The sequence below is a fragment of the Candidatus Egerieousia sp. genome (assembly GCF_056211015.1).
The window spans coordinates 1-20,209 of sequence record NZ_JBAELF010000054.1; the positions used below are offsets into that span (position 1 = coordinate 1).

At 44.8% G+C, this 20,209-nt stretch carries 14 protein-coding genes; all 14 read left to right on the forward strand.

Features of this window, described 5'->3' with window-relative positions; genetic code table 11:
- Positions 1–632: 632 nt before the first annotated feature.
- The 14 genes from AC06L3_RS04040 to AC06L3_RS04105 all read left to right on the forward strand — a co-directional run bounded on the left by AC06L3_RS04040 (position 633) and on the right by AC06L3_RS04105 (position 20,002).
- A complete protein-coding gene (locus tag AC06L3_RS04040; protein WP_475669337.1) occupies positions 633–1,874 on the forward strand; it encodes a C40 family peptidase in 1,242 nt (413 codons plus the stop codon).
- 28 nt (positions 1,875–1,902) lie between these two features.
- Positions 1,903–2,223 carry a hypothetical protein gene (locus tag AC06L3_RS04045; protein ID WP_475669338.1) on the forward strand — a complete coding sequence of 107 codons (321 nt, stop codon included), beginning with the start codon at positions 1,903–1,905 and terminating at the stop codon, positions 2,221–2,223.
- 14 nt (positions 2,224–2,237) lie between these two features.
- Positions 2,238–3,008 (forward strand): M48 family metallopeptidase, encoded by a 771-nt coding sequence (locus AC06L3_RS04050; RefSeq protein ID WP_475669339.1) that lies wholly within the window; start codon positions 2,238–2,240, stop codon positions 3,006–3,008.
- 98 nt (positions 3,009–3,106) lie between these two features.
- Positions 3,107–3,382, forward strand: a complete 276-nt coding sequence (rpsO, locus tag AC06L3_RS04055) for a 30S ribosomal protein S15 (RefSeq protein WP_475669340.1) — start codon at positions 3,107–3,109, stop codon at positions 3,380–3,382.
- A gap of 66 nt (positions 3,383–3,448) precedes the next feature.
- Entirely contained in the window at positions 3,449–3,922 is a 474-nt protein-coding gene (locus AC06L3_RS04060) for a NanQ anomerase/TabA/YiaL family protein (protein WP_475669341.1), read from the forward strand.
- Positions 3,922–4,851, forward strand: a complete 930-nt coding sequence (gene mnmL / locus AC06L3_RS04065) for a tRNA modification radical SAM protein MnmL/YtqA (protein ID WP_475669342.1) — start codon at positions 3,922–3,924, stop codon at positions 4,849–4,851. The genes AC06L3_RS04060 and mnmL overlap by 1 nt, the downstream gene beginning before the upstream one ends.
- A gap of 48 nt (positions 4,852–4,899) precedes the next feature.
- Positions 4,900–6,369 carry an IMP dehydrogenase gene (gene guaB / locus AC06L3_RS04070; protein WP_475669343.1) on the forward strand — a complete coding sequence of 490 codons (1,470 nt, stop codon included), beginning with the start codon at positions 4,900–4,902 and terminating at the stop codon, positions 6,367–6,369.
- Between the two features lie 13 nt (positions 6,370–6,382).
- Positions 6,383–7,768 carry a peptidylprolyl isomerase gene (locus tag AC06L3_RS04075; protein ID WP_475669344.1) on the forward strand — a complete coding sequence of 462 codons (1,386 nt, stop codon included), beginning with the start codon at positions 6,383–6,385 and terminating at the stop codon, positions 7,766–7,768.
- The gene (locus AC06L3_RS04080) at positions 7,756–9,759 is read left to right on the forward strand and encodes an OstA-like protein (protein ID WP_475669345.1); all 2,004 of its coding nucleotides are present in this window, start codon (positions 7,756–7,758) and stop codon (positions 9,757–9,759) included. Before AC06L3_RS04075 ends, AC06L3_RS04080 begins: the two co-directional genes overlap by 13 nt.
- A 141-nt stretch (positions 9,760–9,900) precedes the next feature.
- Entirely contained in the window at positions 9,901–13,026 is a 3,126-nt protein-coding gene (locus AC06L3_RS04085; RefSeq protein WP_475669346.1) for a SusC/RagA family TonB-linked outer membrane protein, read from the forward strand.
- A gap of 24 nt (positions 13,027–13,050) precedes the next feature.
- Complete coding sequence (locus tag AC06L3_RS04090; protein ID WP_475669347.1) at positions 13,051–14,541, forward strand: RagB/SusD family nutrient uptake outer membrane protein; 1,491 nt, start codon at positions 13,051–13,053, stop codon at positions 14,539–14,541.
- 161 nt (positions 14,542–14,702) lie between these two features.
- On the forward strand, positions 14,703–17,891 hold the full coding sequence (locus AC06L3_RS04095; protein ID WP_475669348.1) for a SusC/RagA family TonB-linked outer membrane protein: 3,189 nt from the start codon (positions 14,703–14,705) through the stop codon (positions 17,889–17,891).
- Positions 17,892–17,983: 92 nt separating this feature from the next.
- Positions 17,984–19,417 (forward strand): RagB/SusD family nutrient uptake outer membrane protein, encoded by a 1,434-nt coding sequence (locus tag AC06L3_RS04100; RefSeq protein ID WP_475669349.1) that lies wholly within the window; start codon positions 17,984–17,986, stop codon positions 19,415–19,417.
- Positions 19,418–19,570: 153 nt separating this feature from the next.
- Positions 19,571–20,002, forward strand: coding sequence for a TIGR03905 family TSCPD domain-containing protein (locus tag AC06L3_RS04105; RefSeq protein WP_475669350.1), 432 nt, complete (start codon positions 19,571–19,573; stop codon positions 20,000–20,002).
- Positions 20,003–20,209: the final 207 nt, after the last annotated feature.

Genomic DNA, 20,209 nt, shown 5'->3' on the forward strand with positions numbered 1-20,209 from the left:
GACTGGCAACAGCGGAAGTGCGAATGGAGCCCTTGAAGGGCCAGCGGCGTCGCCATGATGCTTTTGACACAAGTCGTTTTCGTACACCCTTGCAGGAATGCGTTCTAATAAGGACAGGTGAGAACCACCCCACCAAAATGAAGGGGGGTTGTTAACATCCATCCCTCTTGCAGACCACTCTGAGCGCACCTGGTGAGTACCGCTCTGGCAAAATCCGCTCAATGTTCGTCATTTCCTGCAGCGGAACTATGCCAGTTACTCATAAGTACAGCAACGATCATCGTCACACTCATTATTGCCGGCCACAATAACATGCGTTCTGTGGCAGGCCAGCGGGTTGTTCAGTCCGTTGGTTCTTGCCAAAGCTGCCTGCAGCACCCCTGCCCGGAATTCAGAACAGCAATGACTGCTGCAAGCAGACCCCTCGAAATGAATGCTCTGCTTGCACCCACCCTCTCTGCATTCACGTACAATGAACATTGCTGCATGCAGATTTGGCAGAATCTGTGCCCCAATATGCTTATTGTTTTTTTTCTGAAAGATGACACTGCATTAAGCAAGCATTGAGTGGAAGTGTTTTAGCTTTGTTAAATCTAAAAATATTCATAATTTTGTGAAACAATTCAAATAATATGAGAAAAAGTATCTTATTTCTTGCGTTGGTTTCTTTTCTTGCCGGCGCATGTTGTTCAAATGGCTCTGAAAAGACAATTGAGAAGTTCAATCTGATTGCAAAGGATGTAAAGAAAGTCTATGCTCCGGACAGCAGGGACGAGACATTCAACGTAAACATTGAAAAGGATGAAGACGGTGAATTGAATATCAGTGGCTACACTACAGTACCGGCCGCAAAGGATTCTCTGATACTGGCTCTCAAGGCTAATAATATTGACGCTGACATTAATATAGAGATAATTCCTGACGCAGAGGAACTTGAAGGCAAGGCCTACGCTGTTGCCGCTCAGTCTGTCATCAATTTCAGGAATGAGGGTGATTATGCTGCCGAGGCGGCAACACAGTGCCTTATGGGCGCTCCTTTGAAGGTCCTGAAAAACGACGGCGGCTGGACTTTGGCAATAACTCCTGAGGGATATCATGCATGGGTTTCTTCTTCCACCATTGCAAGAATGACTGCAGAGGAGTTCGCAAAATATACGGCAGCTGACAAAGTTGTCCTTACAGTGAAGTATGCAGATATCAAGGAGGCTCCTGATGCTTCATCTCAGCAGGTATGTGATGCGGTCTGGGGTGATGTGATGCTTGATCTTGGCAGAAGCGGAAACTGGTGGAAGGTTGGTATTGCAGACGGTCGCGAGGGATATCTCCCAGCTTCCGTACTTGTTACTTTCCCTGATTGGGTTGCAAGCCGCAAACTTACACCTGAGAACATAATTGCTACTGCAAAAACCATGATAGGCGTCCCTTATATGTGGGCTGCCACCTCAGTCAAGGCCATGGATTGCAGCGGCTTTACAAAGAATGTGTATTATCTCAACGGAATAGTTCTCAGAAGGGATGCATCGCAGCAGTGCAAGACTGGAGATGATATCGATGTGTCAAAGTATTCCGTTGACAGCGTATATACAAGGGAGGCTCTTGCAAACCTTCAGATGGGTGACCTTATTTTCTTTGGCAGGAACAGAGACAGGATATCACACGTTGGTATGTACATAGGTGATGGCATCTTCATCCATGAGGCTGGAAAGGTTCACATAAGTTCCCTTATTCCTGAAGATGAAAATTATTATACAGGTTCAAAGAGGCTTCAGAGAGCTTGCAGGATTATTGGCAATGTTGATTGCGGCAAGAATATCTGGTCCGTTAATGAACTTTATACAAAGAACCCTGCTATCTGGGGTGAATATGAAAATTGAATAATTCTTTAAAATATTTCAAGTTTATATGGCAAATTTAAGAAGTGTAAAGAAGGATGTTATCTTCTTTATGAATGAGGTAATTTCTGATTGTTATATGTTCATGTGCATTCATCCTGAGAAAAATCAGGAGGAGGCTGCAAAAATCATTGACGATGCCATGACCCTTGGTGAGAATCTGTTTGAGCAGATCAACAATTATCCAAGTGCTCCGGGCAAGGCATTGAAGGACGCAAATCTCAGGAAGGAGTATAGAAAACAGGTAAAGGCTCATTTCGCCCAGATAAGTGGCAAGCTTTTAAGTTCAACCGATGAAATGTTTGACAGACTCAGCAAACTGACCAAATAATTTTTTCTGGAAGAATGACGCAGCTCTATCAGCATAATGTGATAGGCCGGGTTTTTCTTAAAAGAAGAATCAACGCCAGGAGAATAACGGTCACGTTGATACCGGAAGGTGTCAATGTGACTTTTCCTTTTCTCTGCCCTTTGTATGTGGTGAAACGTTTTCTTGATGAAAACGCACAGCAGATTTGGAATGCATACGTTAAATTTGCCTGGAAGCACAAGCTCGAGCAGGACAGGAAGGAGAGAAAACGCCTTGAAAGGGAAAGGGCCCTTGAGGAGATTTCCGGGCTTGAAACATACGGTGGCATGTCAATGGCGGAATCCAGTGACGGCGTTTCTTCGAGAGATATCTTCAGTTATGCGGTACCATATTCCTCCCTCACCCAGGTGGAATTGAAAATCATCAGGGAGACTGCAAAAAAGATTCTGAAGGAAAGGCTTGACTGGCATGTGGAAAGAATGAACAGAACCATCGTTGTGGAAAGAAAAGGAGAAGTGGTGAAAAATCCCTTTTCCTACAACGGGTTTGCAATAAAGGATAACAGTTCCAACCTGGGAAGCTGCTCCTACAGGCGCAACATCAACTTGAATATGCATCTTGTAAGGCTTCCAAAGTATTTGTGCGATTATGTGATAGTGCATGAACTGTGCCATCTGGTGCATATGGACCATAGCAAGGAGTTCTATGATCTGCTGTCAAAGGCCCTTGGGAAGGATGCGTACAAGTGCAGGCGTGACCTTCATAAGCTGGAGCACAATTTCAGCTTTCTGAAAGTCAGACAATAATTTTGCGCGAGCTTTTGGAAATTGGACAAAAAGGTATATCTTTGCAGTCCCTTGTAAAAGGGTGAAACCATTAATAAACAAAACAAATTCTTAGCGTTATGGCAGAGTATTTATCACCTGACAAAAAGCAAGAGATTTTCGTGAAATACGGAAAGTCTAATACAGACACTGGTTCAGCAGAGAGCCAGATTGCTTTATTTTCCTACCGTATCGATCATTTGTCAAACCACGTAAGAGGCAACAGGAAGGATTACAACACACAGAGAGCCCTTCTCAGACTCGTTGGTAAGAGACGCAGACTCCTTGATTACCTCAAGGATACTGACATTGAGAGATACAGAAATATTGTCAAGGCCCTTGGTCTTAGAAAATAATTTTTTCTTGATAGGAAAAGTCAAAAATGACCATCCACGTTGCGGGTGGTCATTAATTTTAAGAATATGATACTTGATTCAGTAAAAAGTTTTGAGAGATATCAGAGTTTCCACAAGAACTTTGACAAGGTGTACAGATTCATCCGCACCAACAATATGGCCGCCATGGAGGATGGCCGTTACGAGATTTCCGGCAAGGATGTCTATGTGAACATATCAAGCGAGGAACTCCGCGGCGATGACGCCCCGATGGAGGTTCACGATTCATACATAGACATTCACGTTGTCCTTGAAGGAATAGAAACATACGGCATTAAGGACCGCTCGAAGTGCATTGAGGACGATGCCAAGTACGATGATGAAAAGGATATTGCCCTTCTTGCCAATGACGTTCCGGACAATTATGTAAGCGTAAGCGCAGAAAACTTCGTGGCCATATTCCCTTCGGACGCTCATGCACCGCTTCTTGGCTCGGGCAAGGTAAAGAAAGCCGTTTTCAAGGTGAAGGTGTTTGACATTGTGGACAGCAAGAAAGTCTGATGATGGGAAGATACAATACATTTGTTGGGTACTTCAAGCAGAAATACGGATGCCGGCTTCAAAAGATTGTGATTGATGCCGGCTTTACTTGTCCTAACAGGGATGGCAGCAAGGGGCTGGGCGGCTGCACGTATTGTAACAATGATGCTTTCCATCCCTCATACAGCACTCCTGACAAATCAATCACGCAGCAGATTGAGGAAGGCATTGAGTTCCACAGGGGGCGTTACAGGAACTGCAACGATTTCCTGGCATATTTCCAGCCATATTCAAACACATACGCCAGCCTTGATGTGCTTAAGAACCTTTATGAGCAGGCCCTGTGTCATCCTCAGGTGCGCGGTATTGTGATAGGCACGCGACCCGACTGCGTTGATGAGGAGAAACTGGATTATCTGGCCTCCCTGGCGCGGAACAGGATTGTAATAATCGAGTACGGCATAGAAAGCTGCTACAACGCAACACTGGAGCGCATCAACCGCCATCACACTTTCGAGCAGGCTGTTTATGCTGTGGAGCAGACCCGCAGAAGAGGCATTCAGTGCGGAGCCCACTTCATACTCGGCCTTCCCGGTGAAAGCCGTGAGATGATGCTCAAGGGAGTTGATCTTATCAATACACTGGCGATAGACAGCCTCAAGTTCCATCAGCTTCAATTTGTCAAAGGCACTGCGATGGAAAGGGAGCACGATGAGAATCCTTCTGATTTCGTGCACTTTGGCCTGGAGGAGTACATTGATTTTTTCATTGACATACTGGAGAGGCTCAGACCCGATTTCTACATTGAGCGATTTGCCGGAGAGCTACCACCGCGATTTGTGCGCAGCACGCCCTGGGGCCTGATAAGGAATACTGAACTTTTGCATATGCTTGATGACAGATTGGAGCAGAGGGAGACTTTTCAGGGCAAACTATATATCAAGCATTAGAATTTATATAAGATTTTTTTTACATTTGTAGATTATAAACTTTCGTATATGCAGCAATTATCAGAGAGAATAGCATTTGAAGGACTGACATTCGATGATGTACTGCTCGTTCCTGCAAGGAGCGAGGTCCTTCCAAGAGACGTTGACGTGAGCACACGTTTTTCAAGGAACATAGTTCTCCAATCGCCAGTTGTTTCGGCAGCTATGGACACTGTGACTGAATCGGAGATGGCTATTGCTATGGCCAGGGCCGGCGGTATAGGTGTCATTCACAAGAATATGCCCATTGAGCAGCAGATGGCCAACGTCAGAAGAGTCAAGAGGGCGGAGAACGGAATGATTTATAATCCTGTTACAATCAAAGGTGACGCCTGCGTGGCTGATGCTCTCAAACTGATGAGTGAGAATCATATAGGAGGTATTCCTGTAGTTGATGATGCCAATTATCTCGTTGGAATCGTTACAAACAGGGACCTCAGATTCGTGACCGACGTCAAGACAGCTGTTGCGCAGGTCATGACAAAGGAGAATCTGATAACTGTAAAGAGCGGTGTTGATCTTGCTCACGCAACTGCATTGCTTCAGCAGTACAGAATTGAGAAGCTGCCTGTCGTTGACCAGTACGGTCATCTGGAAGGCCTCATTACATACAAGGACATTACAAAGGTCAAGGACAATCCAAAGGCAAGCAAGGACTCCAAGGGCAGACTTATGACAGCCGCAGCAGTAGGAGTCGGCGCCGATTCAATTGCAAAGGTTGAGAAACTCGTTTCAGAGGATGTTGATGCCGTTGTGGTTGATACAGCACACGGACATTCAGTATATGTGCTCAAGATAATCAAGTCAATCAAGGAGACATTCCCGCATCTTGACGTCATTGCAGGTAACATTGCAACCGGAGAAGCCGCTCTGGCACTTGCGGAGTGCGGAGTTGATGCCGTTAAGGTTGGTATAGGACCTGGCTCGATATGTACCACAAGAGTGGTTGCCGGCGTTGGCGTTCCACAGCTTACAGCCATAATGCTGGTTTCTGAAGCACTTGAGGGGAAAGGGATTCCAATCATAGCTGATGGCGGTATACGCTATTCCGGTGATGTTGTAAAGGCGCTTGCTGCAGGTGCCAGTACAATTATGGCAGGATCTTTGTTTGCAGGAGTTGAAGAGTCACCGGGTGAAACCATCATCCTTAATGGAAGAAAATTCAAGTCATATCGCGGAATGGGATCACTGGAAGCAATGCAGAAAGGTTCGAAGGACAGATATTTCCAGGATATGGAGGATGATGTGAAGAAGCTCGTTCCTGAGGGCATTGTAGCGCAGGTACCTTACAAGGGTACCTTGTCAGAGGTTGTATATCAGCTGGTTGGCGGTTTGAGAGCAGGTATGGGTTACTGCGGAGCAGCTACAATCCCTGCATTGCAGACGGCAAGATTCGTAAGAATCACTTCAGCCGGCGTGATTGAAAACCACCCTCACGATGTCACCATTACACGAGAGGCTCCAAACTACAGCAGGTAAGCTGTTGAATGATATGAACGGATTCTTTATTTATTGGAAAATGAAACTTGCAAAGAGCTTTTTGGTTTCGCTGTTATTGCTGGCCGGCATCGGTTCTAACGCTCAGACATATAGTAATGGTCTGATAGACAAGACCATAGCAGTGGTTGGCAATGAGGCGATACTTCTGTCACAATTGGAGGCCGAGGTGCAGATGATGCTTGCACAGGGCGTTATTTCAACCCAGAACGTGAGATGTGAGATACTGGAGAATCTGTTGAAGCAGAAACTGTTCCTGATACAGTCCAAGCTGGATTCCCTCAAGGTGAACGAGGATAATGTGGAGATGGAGCTTCAGGACAGAATGAACAATGCTCTCACCGCTCTTGGGGGCGAGAAGGAACTTGCTGAATATTTCAACAAGCCTGTGCACAAGCTCAAGGCGGAGTGGCGCGAGACATTACGCGAGACATCGCTCACGCAGCAGATGCAGCAGAAGGTTGTGTCCGATGCAGGATCCCTCACACCAAGTCAGGTGGAGCGTTTCTACAAAAGAGTGAACAAGGATTCGCTTCCAATAATTTCAACAATGTACCAGTTGAGCCAGATTGTTCTCTATCCTTCAAAGGAGGCGGCAGGTCTTGTAGCCAAGGAGAGATTGCTTGAGTTCAGGAACAGAATCCTCAACGGCGAGCGCTTCTCCACTCTGGCAACCATTTACTCACAGGACCCAGGCAGTGCTTCAAGAGGAGGCGAACTGAGAATGGCTCCGAAATCACTGTACTGGCCGGCATTCTCGGATGCGGCAATGGCGCTCAAGCCGGGACAGATTTCTCAGGTTGTTGAAACACCGGACGGATTCCATATCATTCAGATGATAGAGCGCAACGGTGACATGTTCAATGCAAGGCATATCCTTATCAAGCCGGAATATACTTCCGAGGACAGGAACAAGGCTTTCAAGACTCTGGACAGCCTGAAAACTCTCATACTTGCAGACAGCATAACATTTGACAGGGCTGCGTTCAAGCATTCTTTCGAAGGCAAGTCCGCAATGAATCATGGAATAATGATTGATGAGAACACCGGTGCCAGCTTCTTTGAGAAGGATCAGCTCAAACCTGCGGACTACAATGCAGTCAGGAACCTCAAGGAAGGTGAGATATCGGAGCCTTTCGAGTCACTGGACAATGAGGGAAGGGGCAATGTCATATACAAGATCATACGCCTTGAGAAGATTCTGCCATCGCATGTGGCTAACATAAAGGATGATTTCATGGTGGTTCAGAACGTGGCCAACGGAGATCTGGCGCAGAAGGCCATTGACAAGTTCATAGCGGAGAAGCAGGTGGAGAACTACATTTACGTGGATGACCTGTTCAGGAATTGCCAATTCAGTTCAAAAGGATGGATAAGATAAAGCTGTTCCTTTTATCGTTCCTGATACTGCTCCCATTTCTGCTTTCCGCACAGGAAAACAAGGATAGGGACTCGCTTGTTACGCTCATATACGCATCCTCGGCGCAGTTGGAGGAAATTGGCGGAATGAAATACAGGAAGATAATAGGACCGGCTAGGTTTTTCCATAACAACACATATCTTGATTGCGATTCCGCCTGCTGGAATGTGAATCTCAATGAAATAGATGCGGTAGGACACGTTCAGGTCATGCAGGACAGAACCTGTCTGGTTGGCGAAAGAATGAAGTACCGCATTGATTTCAATCTCATTGAAGTCAGAGGTAACCTTGTATCGCTCTTTGACAAGGAGGGGAATGTACTAAATACTAGTTTTCTGGATTACAACACCAAGGACAGTGTAGGCGTTTTCTATTCCGGCGGAGCAATGACCAACAAGGACGGTGCCATAATCGAGAGCATGGACGGCAGGTATGATTCCGCACAGAACCTTTTCTCATTCACAAGCAACGTTGCGGCATTCACCGACTCCACGATAGTCAGAGCATCTGAAATAGAGTATGACACCAGAAACAGACGGGTGCTTCTGGGAAACAACACCACAGCCTGGAACGCAGAAAACATAGTGCGGGCCAACGAAGGCTTCATTGAGAGGGACAGCAGCATTCTTCATCTTACGCGCGATGGTTATGTAATGACTCCCGAGAGGGAGCTTTGGGCAGACAACATTGTCTATTGGTCAAAGAAGGACGAGGCGCATCTTCAGAACAATATTCAGATTACCGATACCACACAGTCAACGATAGTCTTTGCAGATGAGGCTTTCTACAAGAAGCAGCCTTTTGACATTGTGCTTTCAAGGAAGCCGTCGCTGCTTTCTTTCATGAAGGAAGGCCAGGTGCAGGATACTGCTTATGTGGCTTCCGATACCATGCATGTGTATGCTTTTGAGATGCATGAACTTGATAGTGCTCTTGTAGCTCAGGCGCTTGAAAGGAGGGAACTGGCAATGAAGGATCCGGTTGCTGAAGAGGAGATGAAGGCTGCAAGGAAGCACGAAGCCTACAGGGCTGCATTGAAGCGCTTGAAGGAAGGTCCGGGGCCAAAGCCTCCTGCTGTGAGAGATACCAGTGCTGCAGGCGGTACAGGCTCAGTGTTCAAGGAAATGAGTCTGGGAGGCGAACAACTTCCAATGAGGGACAGCCTGCCAGATGGCGGCGCCGATTCTGTATTTGTGCCATCGCCGGTGGATACTACAAAAATATTGTTTGTGGATGCCTGGTATAATGTAAGGATGTTCAAGTCCAATGTGCAGGGGAAATGCGATTCACTGGCTTATACTGGGATTGATTCCATAGCAAGGCTGTTCACGGATCCTGTTCTATGGAGTGATGCCAAGCATCAGCTAACTTCCGACAGCATGCAGATTGTCTTTGACCAGGGAAAGCTGTACAAGGCCAATATGATTTCAAATGCTTTCATAGCATCCATGGAGGATAGCACGCATTTCAATCAGATTAAGGGTACTGAGATGGTGGGATTCTTCAAGAATAATGATATAGTACGTTTCGACGCTTTGGGTGGTGCTTCTCTCAATGCATATCTGAGGGAGGATTCTCTTATTACCATAATGAACCAGAAGGAAGCCAGGATGATAAGCGCAAAGCTGAAGGACAGGAAGGTGCAGAGAATCAAGTACATTGAGAAAATAACCAACAACGCTCTGCCGGTTTATAATCTTTCAGATGAGGAGCAGACCTTGCGCGGATTCTCCTGGAGGAATGAAATAAGACCTAAAACGCATTGGGAAGTGTGTGACAGGGTGCTTCGCAAGTCCGAAAGACAACATTCTTGTTATATAGCAAAGCCCGGGTTCTATTATACAAAAAGGTACTTCCCTGAACGGTATGAGGCTATAAAGCCACTGCTTCCAACAATGCAACCGGTTCAGTTGGAGGAATGCGTTGCAGATAGTGCTGGCATCCTGGAATAAAATTCTTTCAAATTCCGGAAAACTCTTGGTTTTTTATAAAAATTAATTAACTTTGTATGCTTACCATGGTGTGTAATAGCCAAGGAAGGCGTATAGATTGAAATTTATAACCAAACCTAATTATTAACTTAAATTATTTCTATGAAAAAATTCGTGCTTGTTGCGCTCGCAGTCCTCACAACTGTGATTTCTTATGCGCAAACAACCATTACCGGTAAGGTAGTTTCCGGTGATGATGGAAGCCCAGTTTCGTACGCAAATGTTATGGTTGAGGGTACCAAGACATTGGTATTCACAGACGATGACGGTAAGTATGAAATCAAGGCCCCTGCTGATGCAGTTCTGGTATTCTCACAGATGGGATTCACCACACAGAGCATTGCAGTAAATGGAAAGAGCGTTATTAACGTAACTCTCCAGACCGAGACAGAGTTGCTTGATGACGTTATGGTTGTAGCTTACGGAACAGTTAAGAAAGGATCTTATTCAGGTTCTGCTTCTGTTGTGAAAGAGGCTGCTCTCAAGGATGCTCCTGTAGTAAACTTCGAGCAGGTTCTCGCAGGTAAGGCTCCTGGCGTTCAGGTAGGTTCTTATTCAGGTCAGCCTGGTGCTGAAGCTGATATCAGCATTCGTGGTTACGGTTCATTCAACGCAGGCAACCAGCCTTTGTATGTTATCGATGGTATCGCAGCCACCACAGGTGACTGGTCATCAGGTAACATGTCAACCAGTTCAATGAACTTCCTCAACCCTTCAGACATTGAGTCAATCACCATTCTTAAGGATGCCGCTGCAGCTTCACTCTACGGTTCACGTGCATCAAATGGTGTTATCCTCATCACAACCAAGAAAGGTAAGAACGGCCAGATGGTTTCAAACTTCAAGGCAAGCGTTGGCTTCTCGTACTTTGCATACAACAACTATCCTGTAGCTTCAGATGCAGAGCAGGAGTGGATGCATTACACAGCTTGGTATAATTATGGTATGAGATATCCTGATGAGTGGGAAGGGGACTATTCTTCAGCTCAGGAGTATGCTCAGGCAAGGGTTAACAGGTACTATCCTGCAAGAGACGAGAGCAAGTACATCTACAAGGACTGGGAGGATGTTCTTTTCCACGTTGGTGTTTCACAGGATTACGAGTACAACATTTCCGGTGGTTCAGACAAGGCAAGGGTTTATGCTTCCGTTGCTTACAAGGATCAGCAGGGTGTTGTGAGAATTGACTACCTCAAGAGATTCTCAACAACCGTGAACCTCGACGCTCAGGTTAACAAACATATCAAGGTTGGAGGTAACTTCCAGTACTCCTGGCAGTATCAGACAGGTCACCAGGACGGTCAGTCATCAAAGGACAACCCATTCTATCAGTGGAAGGTAATTCTCAACGAAAGATGGCCATACAAGTACAAAGACACAGGCGAGCTTTATAATGAGCCTTGGAACTCTTCATTCCAGACTAGAAACCCTACGGTTACATACGACGCTCAGCTCAATGACTGCGAGCAGAACCGTCTTTTGCTCAAAGGCTGGATTGAGGCAACTCCTATTGAGAGCGTTAAGATCAAATCCACAGTCAGCAGCGACTGGTTGAACGAGGTTGATAAATTCTGCTGGTTCTACGGTCACCCTAACTTCGGTGCATACGGTGAGGGTTATGCTTCAGACCGTATCAGGAACGTGAACAAGGTAGTAAGCTCAACAACAGCAACATTCGACAAGACTTTCAACGGCAAGCATCACGTAAACGTTCTTGCAGGTTGGGAGGCAGAAAGAGAAATGTTCAAATATACCAGAGCAAGCCAGACAGACTTCTCATACATGGGTGCAAAAGAGTCAGTTCTTGCAGCAACAAACAAGGACGGTTATTCATACAGACGTAACACCACAATGCTTTCATTGCTCGGCAGCGCAAGTTATGATTATGATTCAAGGTACTATATCACAGGTACTTTCAGACGTGATGCTTCCTCAAGACTTGCAAAGGAAACACGTTGGGGTAACTTCTGGTCAGTATCCGCTTCATGGAGATTCTCAAACGAGGCATTCCTCAAGGATGCTGAATGGTTGAACGATGCAAAACTCAGGGCTTCTTACGGTACCAGCGGTACACTCCCTTCAGATCATTATGGATATATGGCTCTGTATGATTTCACCAACTATGGTGATTCAGGTGCAAGCTATCCTTACAACCTTGCAAATACAGACCTTACCTGGGAGAAGAACAAGAACTGGAACGTAGCTCTCGACGCAACAATCTTTGACAGATACACAATCGGCATCGAATACTATGAGAAGAAAACCACAGACCTTCTCCTTGACGCAAAGATACCTTCTATCACAGGTTTCACATCAACTCTTACAAACATCGGTTCAATGAGAAACAGAGGTCTTGAGGTATCATTAAACGTTGACATTCTCAAGAGCAAGGACTGGGATCTTTCAGTTGGTGCAAACCTCTCAACAGTTAAGAACAAAGTCCTTTCACTTGCAGAAGAGGGAGAGTACCAGACAGACGGTTACTCACATATCTGGAGAGCAGGATATTGCTTCTACCAGTATTACACAAGGAACTTCCTTGGAGTTGATCCTGCTACAGGTACTGCAATGTTTGCCAAAGGTGGTCTCTATCAGAAAGGCACAACCTTGTCAAGGGACATCATGGATAAGAACGGAAAAACAATCCCTGCAGGTACGGTACTTACAGAGGATATGGGTGACTATACTCCGGTTGACGACGTTCAGGATGCAAGCAGCATGGTAATTGACGGCAAGACATCAATTCCAAAGGTATTCGGTGGTTTCAATGCCGATCTCCGCTGGAAGAACCTCCAGTTCTCAATGGCTTGGTCTTATTCATTCGGAAGATATATCTGGGACTGTGCAGTTGACCAGATGGAGAGTGACGGATACTATTTCTCACATAGGAACATTTCTACCAGACAGACCAACATGTGGACTCCTGAGAACACCAACACTTCAGTTCCTATCCGTGTTGCCGATATCGGTTCAGGTTATTACAACTCAACACGTATGATTAAGAACGCAGATTACGTAAGACTCAAGAATGCAACCATTTCTTACAATCTCCCTAAGAATATTGTAAACAAGATCAACTTGACCAATGTGCGTTTCTATGTATCAGGATCCAACCTGCTGACATTCTCAGGTCTTAACGTTGACCCTGAAATTGCAAACCATGGTGAGACCAACTTCGTGATGCCTCCTTTGAGAACTTATTCACTCGGTTTGGAGGTTAGTTTCTAATTAATCAATTAATAATTTTGAACAATGAAAAAGTTTATTTATAGCATTTTCGTAATCACTGCATTGGTTGGAGGTCTTTGTTCTTGCAATTCAAGTTTCCTTGATACCAAGCCAACTGATTCCGTACCTGCTTCCGAAGCGTTGACAAACGTTGCCGATGCCGGCGTTGCTTGCAACGGTCTGTACACACCGTTCAAGTATTACACCATGTACAGCACATATTTTGCTGTTCTGGGTGATATGCGTTCCGATGTACTTTATCCTGCAAAGAACAACCAGGGTTTCAAGACCGTTTACAATCTTCAGTTCGATAAAGTTCAGAACACATACTTCGGTTCCATCTGGATGGGTTATTATGAAGTAATCAACAGATGTAACACTTATCTTGAGAACATTGGCCCTCTCTATGAGAGTTCATCTGCAAAAGACAAAGTTGTCATTGACGATTACATTGGCCAGTGCTATGCAGTAAGAGGTCTTTGCTATTTTGATCTCGCACGTTTCTACGGCTATCCTTACTTGAAGGACAATGGTGCATCGCTCGGTGCAGTCATCGTTGACAAGACCATTTCTGCATCAGAGGCCAAGGAAATGACCCGTACAACAGTTGCACAGACTTACCAGCAAGCCATTGCTGATTTTGGTGAGGCTGTTGGAAGACTTTCAAAAGACAAGAATTCAGGCCATTTCAATTACTGGGCTGCAAAAGCAATGCTTGCTAAAATTCAATTGTACATGGGCGACAATAACGGAGCATTGGCAAACTGTGAGGAGGTAATCAATTCAGGTGTATATTCTCTCGTTTCAAGGGAAGGCTACATTGATTACTGGGGACACGAGAACCAGCCTGAGACTGTTCTTGAATTCCTCGTATCACTCAAGGGTGACATTGATGATGATGGTGGTTTCTATACAATCTATCAAGACCTTCACTTCAGCAAGAACAACGAAGACAATGACGGTCACTGCATAGTTCCTACCAAGAAGTACAGGGAATCACTTGGTGAAAATGATATCAGGCGTACAATGTTGCAGGAGTACATTCTCACAGGTTCAGACGGAAAGGATTATGTTCAGGAAATCTGGTTGAACAAGTTCCCTGGCAACCTCGACAAGGGCTTCACATTCAGAAGGAACAACGCCAAGGTTCTCCGTATGAGTGATGTATATCTTATGGCTGCCGAAGCTGCTGTGAAGACAAGCAACACAGGCAAGGCTGCCGACTATCTGTATGAAGTTGTAAGCAGAAGGGATGAAACTGTAGTAAAGAATAATGCTCCAACTTTGGACGACATTCTTCTTGAGCGCTTCAAGGAGTTCCCTGCAGAGGGTCAGAGATTCTTTGACGTTCTCAGAAACGGCAAGGCTATCACCCATGATATCAATTATGACAAGGAAGACGTAGTAGCTCGTACCTATCCTTCTGTTGACTGGAATGAGCATATTGTTGTTCTCCCAATTGCAGAGTCTGAGATAGCAATTCATCCTAATCTCCAGCAGAATCCTGGATATTAATAGAAAGCTTCTTATCAGATTATTTAGGGTTGGCCATTGTGCCAGCCCTTTTTTTTATTTTTTTTGTTTTAAGTTTCAGATTGGTTGTCTCTTGAACTTTTTTTCTTAAATTTGTGCTCGTAGCAGAAAATTCAACCAAATTTTAACCTAATATTCAACCTATGAAAAAAATTGTGTTATTTGCGCTGGCAGCATTGTTTGCTGTTGTTTCCTATGCGCAAACTACCATTACCGGTACTGTTACGTCCGGTGATGACGGGGCTCCGCTACCATACGCAAGCGTATTGGTTCAGGGTACCAAGACTATTGTTTTTACAGATGATGATGGTAAATTTGAAATCAAGGCACCTTCAAACGCTACCTTGGTGTTCCAGCTTTCCGGCTTCGCAGATGAGGTAGTTCCTGTAAACAACAGATCAGTAATCAACGCTGTTCTCAAGATGGAAACCACCCTTCTTGATGAAACTATCGTGGTAGCTTATGGTACTGCAAAGAAAGGTACTTATACCGGTGCGGCTTCTGTAGTAAAGGCAGATGCCATCAAGGATGTTCAGGCTACTTCTTTTGAGAATGCTCTTAATGGTAAGGTTGCAGGTTTGCAGATGACCCAGACTTCAGGTCAGGCTGGTTCCGCTACTAATATCCGTATCCGTGGTATCGGTTCAATGAACGCATCGAACGAGCCTCTTTACGTTATCGACGGTGTTCCTGTAATTTCAGGTGATATCGGACAGATGAGTGATTACACCTACTCTACCAACAACGTAATGAGCACTCTCAACCCTTCAGACATTGAGTCAATCACAGTATTGAAGGATGCTGCTGCTTCCGCTCTTTACGGTTCACGTGCAGCTAACGGCGTTATCATGGTTACAACCAAGAAAGGTAAGATTGGCAAACCAACCATTACTTTCAAGGCTTCCCTCGGTTTCTCACCTTCTTGGGCAACCAACAACTATGAGCTTTCTACTCCAGAGCAGCAGATGCAGATGCTCTATGAGACATTCTGGGATTACAACTACTACTGGACCAGCAGCAACGAAGGCGATGCTCCTGCTTCTTCTGCAGATGCTATCAAACGTTTGAATACAAAGTTCAACAAGCATGGTTATGATATTGCAGCTTCCGGTACAGGCCGTTATGACAATGTTGTAATTACAGCAAGAACAGACGGTAAGTTCAATCATAAGACAGGCGAGTACTATGATTGGGAGAAGGCATATTTCCGTACATCAATGTTCCAGAGCTATGACTTGAGCGCAAGCGGTGGTACAGAGAATACATCTTACTACACTTCAATTTCTTATACAAAGGATCAGGGTAGGGTTAAGATTAACAACTATGATCGTATATCAGGCCGTGTTAATTTGAACCAGAAGATTGGAAAGTATGTTGAACTGGCAACAAACGTTTCTCTTGCTTCAACAAGGAAATCAGGTTACAACGATACCTGGAACAACTCTTCAAACTTGTTCATGCAGTCAAGGAACCTCCTCTGGGGAGTTTACTGGCCAACCGATTATAAGACAGGTGAACCTTGGACAGAGAGATATGGCAGCTATGCATACAACAACTTGTATTACAATGATTTGTGGGATAATGATTCAAGAACATTGAAGATTTCTGCAAATGAGACTCTCACAGTTCACATTCTTGATGGACTCGATGCCAGGACCGTATTCTCATTTGATAACACCGACACAAAGGATGAATACTATATTGGCGCCGACCACTTCAATGCACCTGTTGTAGATGGAGAGCCTGTTGCAAGAGCTGTGTCAATGGATACTCAGGTACAGAAACTCGTTTCTTCCACAACCCTTTCTTACAACAAGACATTCGGTGAGAAACATACTGTAAGCGCTCTCGCAGGTTGGGAGGCAGAGAAGAACAAATCAACTTTCAGACGTGCTGAGGGTAAGAACCTTTCAACAGCATCTCTGCATACTGTTGCAACAGCCGGTGTTCTTGACGCCAACGCATACAGCTGGGGCAATGCAATGCTTTCATTCCTCTCAAAGGCTGAGTACAACTACGATAACAGATATTACATTTCCGGTTCGTTCCGTAGAGACGGCTCCTCAAGACTTTCCGAGGATACACGTTGGGGTAACTTCTGGAGCGTAGCAGCATCCTGGAGAATTACAAACGAGAAGTTCATGAAGAACGTTGAATGGTTGAGCAACCTCAGACTCAGGGCTTCTTATGGTGTTAACGGTACACTTCCTTCAAGCAATTATGGATGGCGCGCATTGGCAGCTTACGGTGCAAACTATCAGGAGTCACCTGGTGGATACATAAGCAATGTTGCTTCAAATGACCTTTCATGGGAGACTTCCTATACATACAACGTAGCACTTGAGTTCGGTCTGTTCAATAACCGTTTGAACGGTACTGTAGAGTACTTCAACAGAGACTCAAAGGATTTGTTGATGAATGTTCCTATTTCAAGGGTAACAGGTTTCTCTTCAGTTCTCAGAAACCTCGGAGAGGTTAACAACAAAGGAATTGAGGTTGAACTCAGCGGTGATATCATTTCTACAAGAGACTGGAAGTGGAGTCTGGGTGTGAATGCTTCATTCACAAAATCAAAGGTTACCAAACTTTACAGACAGGAAGGCGAGTCAACAGGTCAGGATGTAATCTGGTATGATCCTACAGGCGGTGATGATCTCTGCCAGTTCATTTACAGAGAGGGCGAGTCAATGCTTGCTGTTTACGGTCTCGAATGGGCAGGTGTGGATCCTGCAACCGGATACAATATCTGGTATTCAAACAATGACAACTGCGATTTCCAGAAGGACGGCAGAAACGTCGTATATGATTTCGGCGATGCAGATGAAAAGATTATCGGTAATCTCGTTCCTGATGTATTCGGTGGTATCAATACAGAAGTAAGCTGGAAGAATCTTTCATTGAACTTGAACTTCAACTACAAGATAGGTGACTTCTACGATGCAGGTGAGCAGAATACAATCGATGATGGTTACTTCTGGGAGAGACCTCGTTCCGCACGTATGTGGAGAGAAAGATGGACAGATGCCAACACCAATGGTACACTTCCTAGAATCGTAGGTTGCGATGCAGAGGACTTCGAGCAGTACAGTACACGTCACATCCATGACGGAAGCTTCCTCAGACTCAAAACTTTGACTTTGTCTTACAATTTCCCTAAGACAATCATCAATAAGATTGGCTTGACAAACACAAGAGTATTCTTCACAGGAACCAATCTCCTCACCTGGGCTAAATATAACAATGTTGACCCTGAGGTTGGTATTTATGGTACAAGAGGTTGGGAGACTCCTAATGTCAAGACATATACATTTGGCGTAGAGTTCTCATTCTAATCTAAAAAGTTTATAAGGATATGAAAAAACTATATATTATTTTATCGATAGTAGGTTTGCTTGCTTGCACTTCTTGCAAGGACTTTTTGGATGTGGCACCTACTAACCAGGCGGATGCGAGCCAGAGTATCACCAGTCCAAGAGATGCCAAGGTTATGCTCAACGGTCTTTACAATGCTATGACAACCAGCAGCTTCTACGGAAGGAACTTCATCCTTTACGGAGACGCTAAAGGCGGTGATATTACCATTCAGTCAAATGGGCGTGGATATGATTATATGTTTGCATACAACCATTCCGCTACCAGCTACTCAATGTCAGGTTTCTGGTCAACAGGATACAATATGATAATGTTGTGTAACAATATCATCGAAGGATGCGAGAATTGCGTTGACTTCCTTGAAGGAGAGTATGATTCATATTACGGACAGGCTCTTACAATCCGCGCTATGCTTCATTACGACCTCTGCCGTCTCTATGGCAAGTGCTACAATGATGACAAGAATTCATACGGCGTTCCTGTAGTTAAACATTCCCTTACAGCAGATGCACAACCGCTGAGAGAGTCCGTGGCTACAGTCTACACAGAGGCTATTGCTGATTTGGACAAGGCTGCGTTATATCTTGAAGATGCCGTGAAACCTGAAGTCGGCTATATGACATACTGGACAAACAGGGCAATCAAGGCCAGAATGATGATGGATATGGAAAACTGGTCAGAAGCTTTGGCCCTTGCAAAGGAGATTATAGCTTCAAAACAGTTTGCTCTGTATACAAAGGACAACTGGGTGGCATCCTGGGCAACTCAGGGCGGCAGCGAGTCAATCTTCGAACTTGCTATGTGTGTTAACGAGGGCGATCTTGGCGCAACAAGCTGCATTGGCGGTCAGTATGTACTCGGCGGCGGAAACGGCAGAAACAACCAGATTTTCATGGCAAGCAAATATTGGCTTGAACTTATGGACATGAGCGACATTGAAAACGATGTAAGATGGGGTATCATGGATCAGGATCAGGTTGGTGAAGATCATCCTGAGGACTATCCTGAAACAGATGGAATAAGATATGGCTCATGCTGGAAGTATTTCGGAAACACCGACGGAACGGGCGATGGCAAGGCATCATCATCAGCTGTCAACGTCAAGCTCATTCGTTTGTCGGAGATGTATTTCATTGCTGCTGAGGCTGCATTGCGTTCCGGCAGTAAAGAGGAAGCTGCGGAGTATCTGACATCTATCACATCAAACAGGTATGTCAATACACAGCCTGAAATCACAAAGGACAACATTTCCGTTCAGATGATTCTTGATGAGAAGGACAAGGAGTTCTTTGGCGAGGGTTTGAGATTCTGGGATCTTATCAGAACCAACTCAACCATTTACATGGACGATGAGACTCCTGACGTAAAGGTCACTCACCGAGAGAGCATCATTAACAGATCATTCTACAAGTGTATTCTCCCTATTTACAAGGATGAGATTAACGCTAACCCTGGTCTTGGCGCACAGCAGAACCCTGGTTACTAGAATTATATACAACTTTCTACATAGAGAGCCGGCCTTTTGACCGGCTTCTCTTTTTTACAGCGATGGTTCTGTTTCCTATCCAATAATTTGGCATTAAAATTGTTAATTAGAGCTTCTGAAATTAATTTTGTAAAAATTATAGATAAACTGATTATGAATAGAAGAAGTTTCGGAGCGAAGTTGCTCGGTTCAGCACTCCTGCTGGCGCTTCCATTTTCAGGCAAGGCGTCAGAAGGACATTCAGGGTTGTTCAGCGCAGTGCCTGCAAATAAGGCGTCTGATGACAAAAAATCATTCAAACTGGACACTAAGAACGCTAAAGGCTGGCGTATTGTAGAATATCAGCCTGAAGGTGTTTGCTCAAGATTGATTCACATTGAAGTGGATTCCAACAATGTCATACAGAATTCATATTTTGTTGGTGGTTGTTCCGGCAATACCAAAGGAGTATGCATTCTTCTCAAAGGTATGACAGTTGATGACGCAATTACCAAACTATCAGGCGTTAAGTGCGGAAATAAGCCTACATCGTGTCCTGACCAGCTTGCAAAGGCAATGGTTCTTTTCAAGGAAACTCAAAAATAACTTCAAAAAAGTTTGCGAAATAAGAAAATAGGTTTACCTTTGCAGTCCCGTTCGGAATGGCGGGGCGAGTTCATTGACATGATGCAACAGTAAGACAGGTTCACTCGGAAGAGTGGACTTGCAGTACAAGGAAATATTGTAAACGAAAGTTTAGCGATATAGCAAGAGCAAGCGCAATTTCTTTGATAGAAAAGGAAAAGCAGAGGG

Excerpts from the sequence above, each read along its gene's own strand:
- AC06L3_RS04080 (WP_475669345.1), top strand. The coding sequence starts at position 7,756 with ATGGATAAGATAAAGCTGTTCCTTTTATCGTTCCTGATACTGCTCCCA.
- AC06L3_RS04045 (WP_475669338.1), top strand. The coding sequence starts at position 1,903 with ATGGCAAATTTAAGAAGTGTAAAGAAGGATGTTATCTTCTTTATGAAT.
- AC06L3_RS04105 (WP_475669350.1), top strand. The coding sequence starts at position 19,571 with ATGAATAGAAGAAGTTTCGGAGCGAAGTTGCTCGGTTCAGCACTCCTG.
- guaB (WP_475669343.1), top strand. The coding sequence starts at position 4,900 with ATGCAGCAATTATCAGAGAGAATAGCATTTGAAGGACTGACATTCGAT.
- mnmL (WP_475669342.1), top strand. The coding sequence starts at position 3,922 with ATGATGGGAAGATACAATACATTTGTTGGGTACTTCAAGCAGAAATAC.
- AC06L3_RS04095 (WP_475669348.1), top strand. The coding sequence starts at position 14,703 with ATGAAAAAAATTGTGTTATTTGCGCTGGCAGCATTGTTTGCTGTTGTT.
- rpsO (WP_475669340.1), top strand. The coding sequence starts at position 3,107 with ATGGCAGAGTATTTATCACCTGACAAAAAGCAAGAGATTTTCGTGAAA.
- AC06L3_RS04050 (WP_475669339.1), top strand. The coding sequence starts at position 2,238 with ATGACGCAGCTCTATCAGCATAATGTGATAGGCCGGGTTTTTCTTAAA.
- AC06L3_RS04040 (WP_475669337.1), top strand. The coding sequence starts at position 633 with ATGAGAAAAAGTATCTTATTTCTTGCGTTGGTTTCTTTTCTTGCCGGC.
- AC06L3_RS04060 (WP_475669341.1), top strand. The coding sequence starts at position 3,449 with ATGATACTTGATTCAGTAAAAAGTTTTGAGAGATATCAGAGTTTCCAC.
- AC06L3_RS04090 (WP_475669347.1), top strand. The coding sequence starts at position 13,051 with ATGAAAAAGTTTATTTATAGCATTTTCGTAATCACTGCATTGGTTGGA.
- AC06L3_RS04075 (WP_475669344.1), top strand. The coding sequence starts at position 6,383 with ATGAACGGATTCTTTATTTATTGGAAAATGAAACTTGCAAAGAGCTTT.
- AC06L3_RS04085 (WP_475669346.1), top strand. The coding sequence starts at position 9,901 with ATGAAAAAATTCGTGCTTGTTGCGCTCGCAGTCCTCACAACTGTGATT.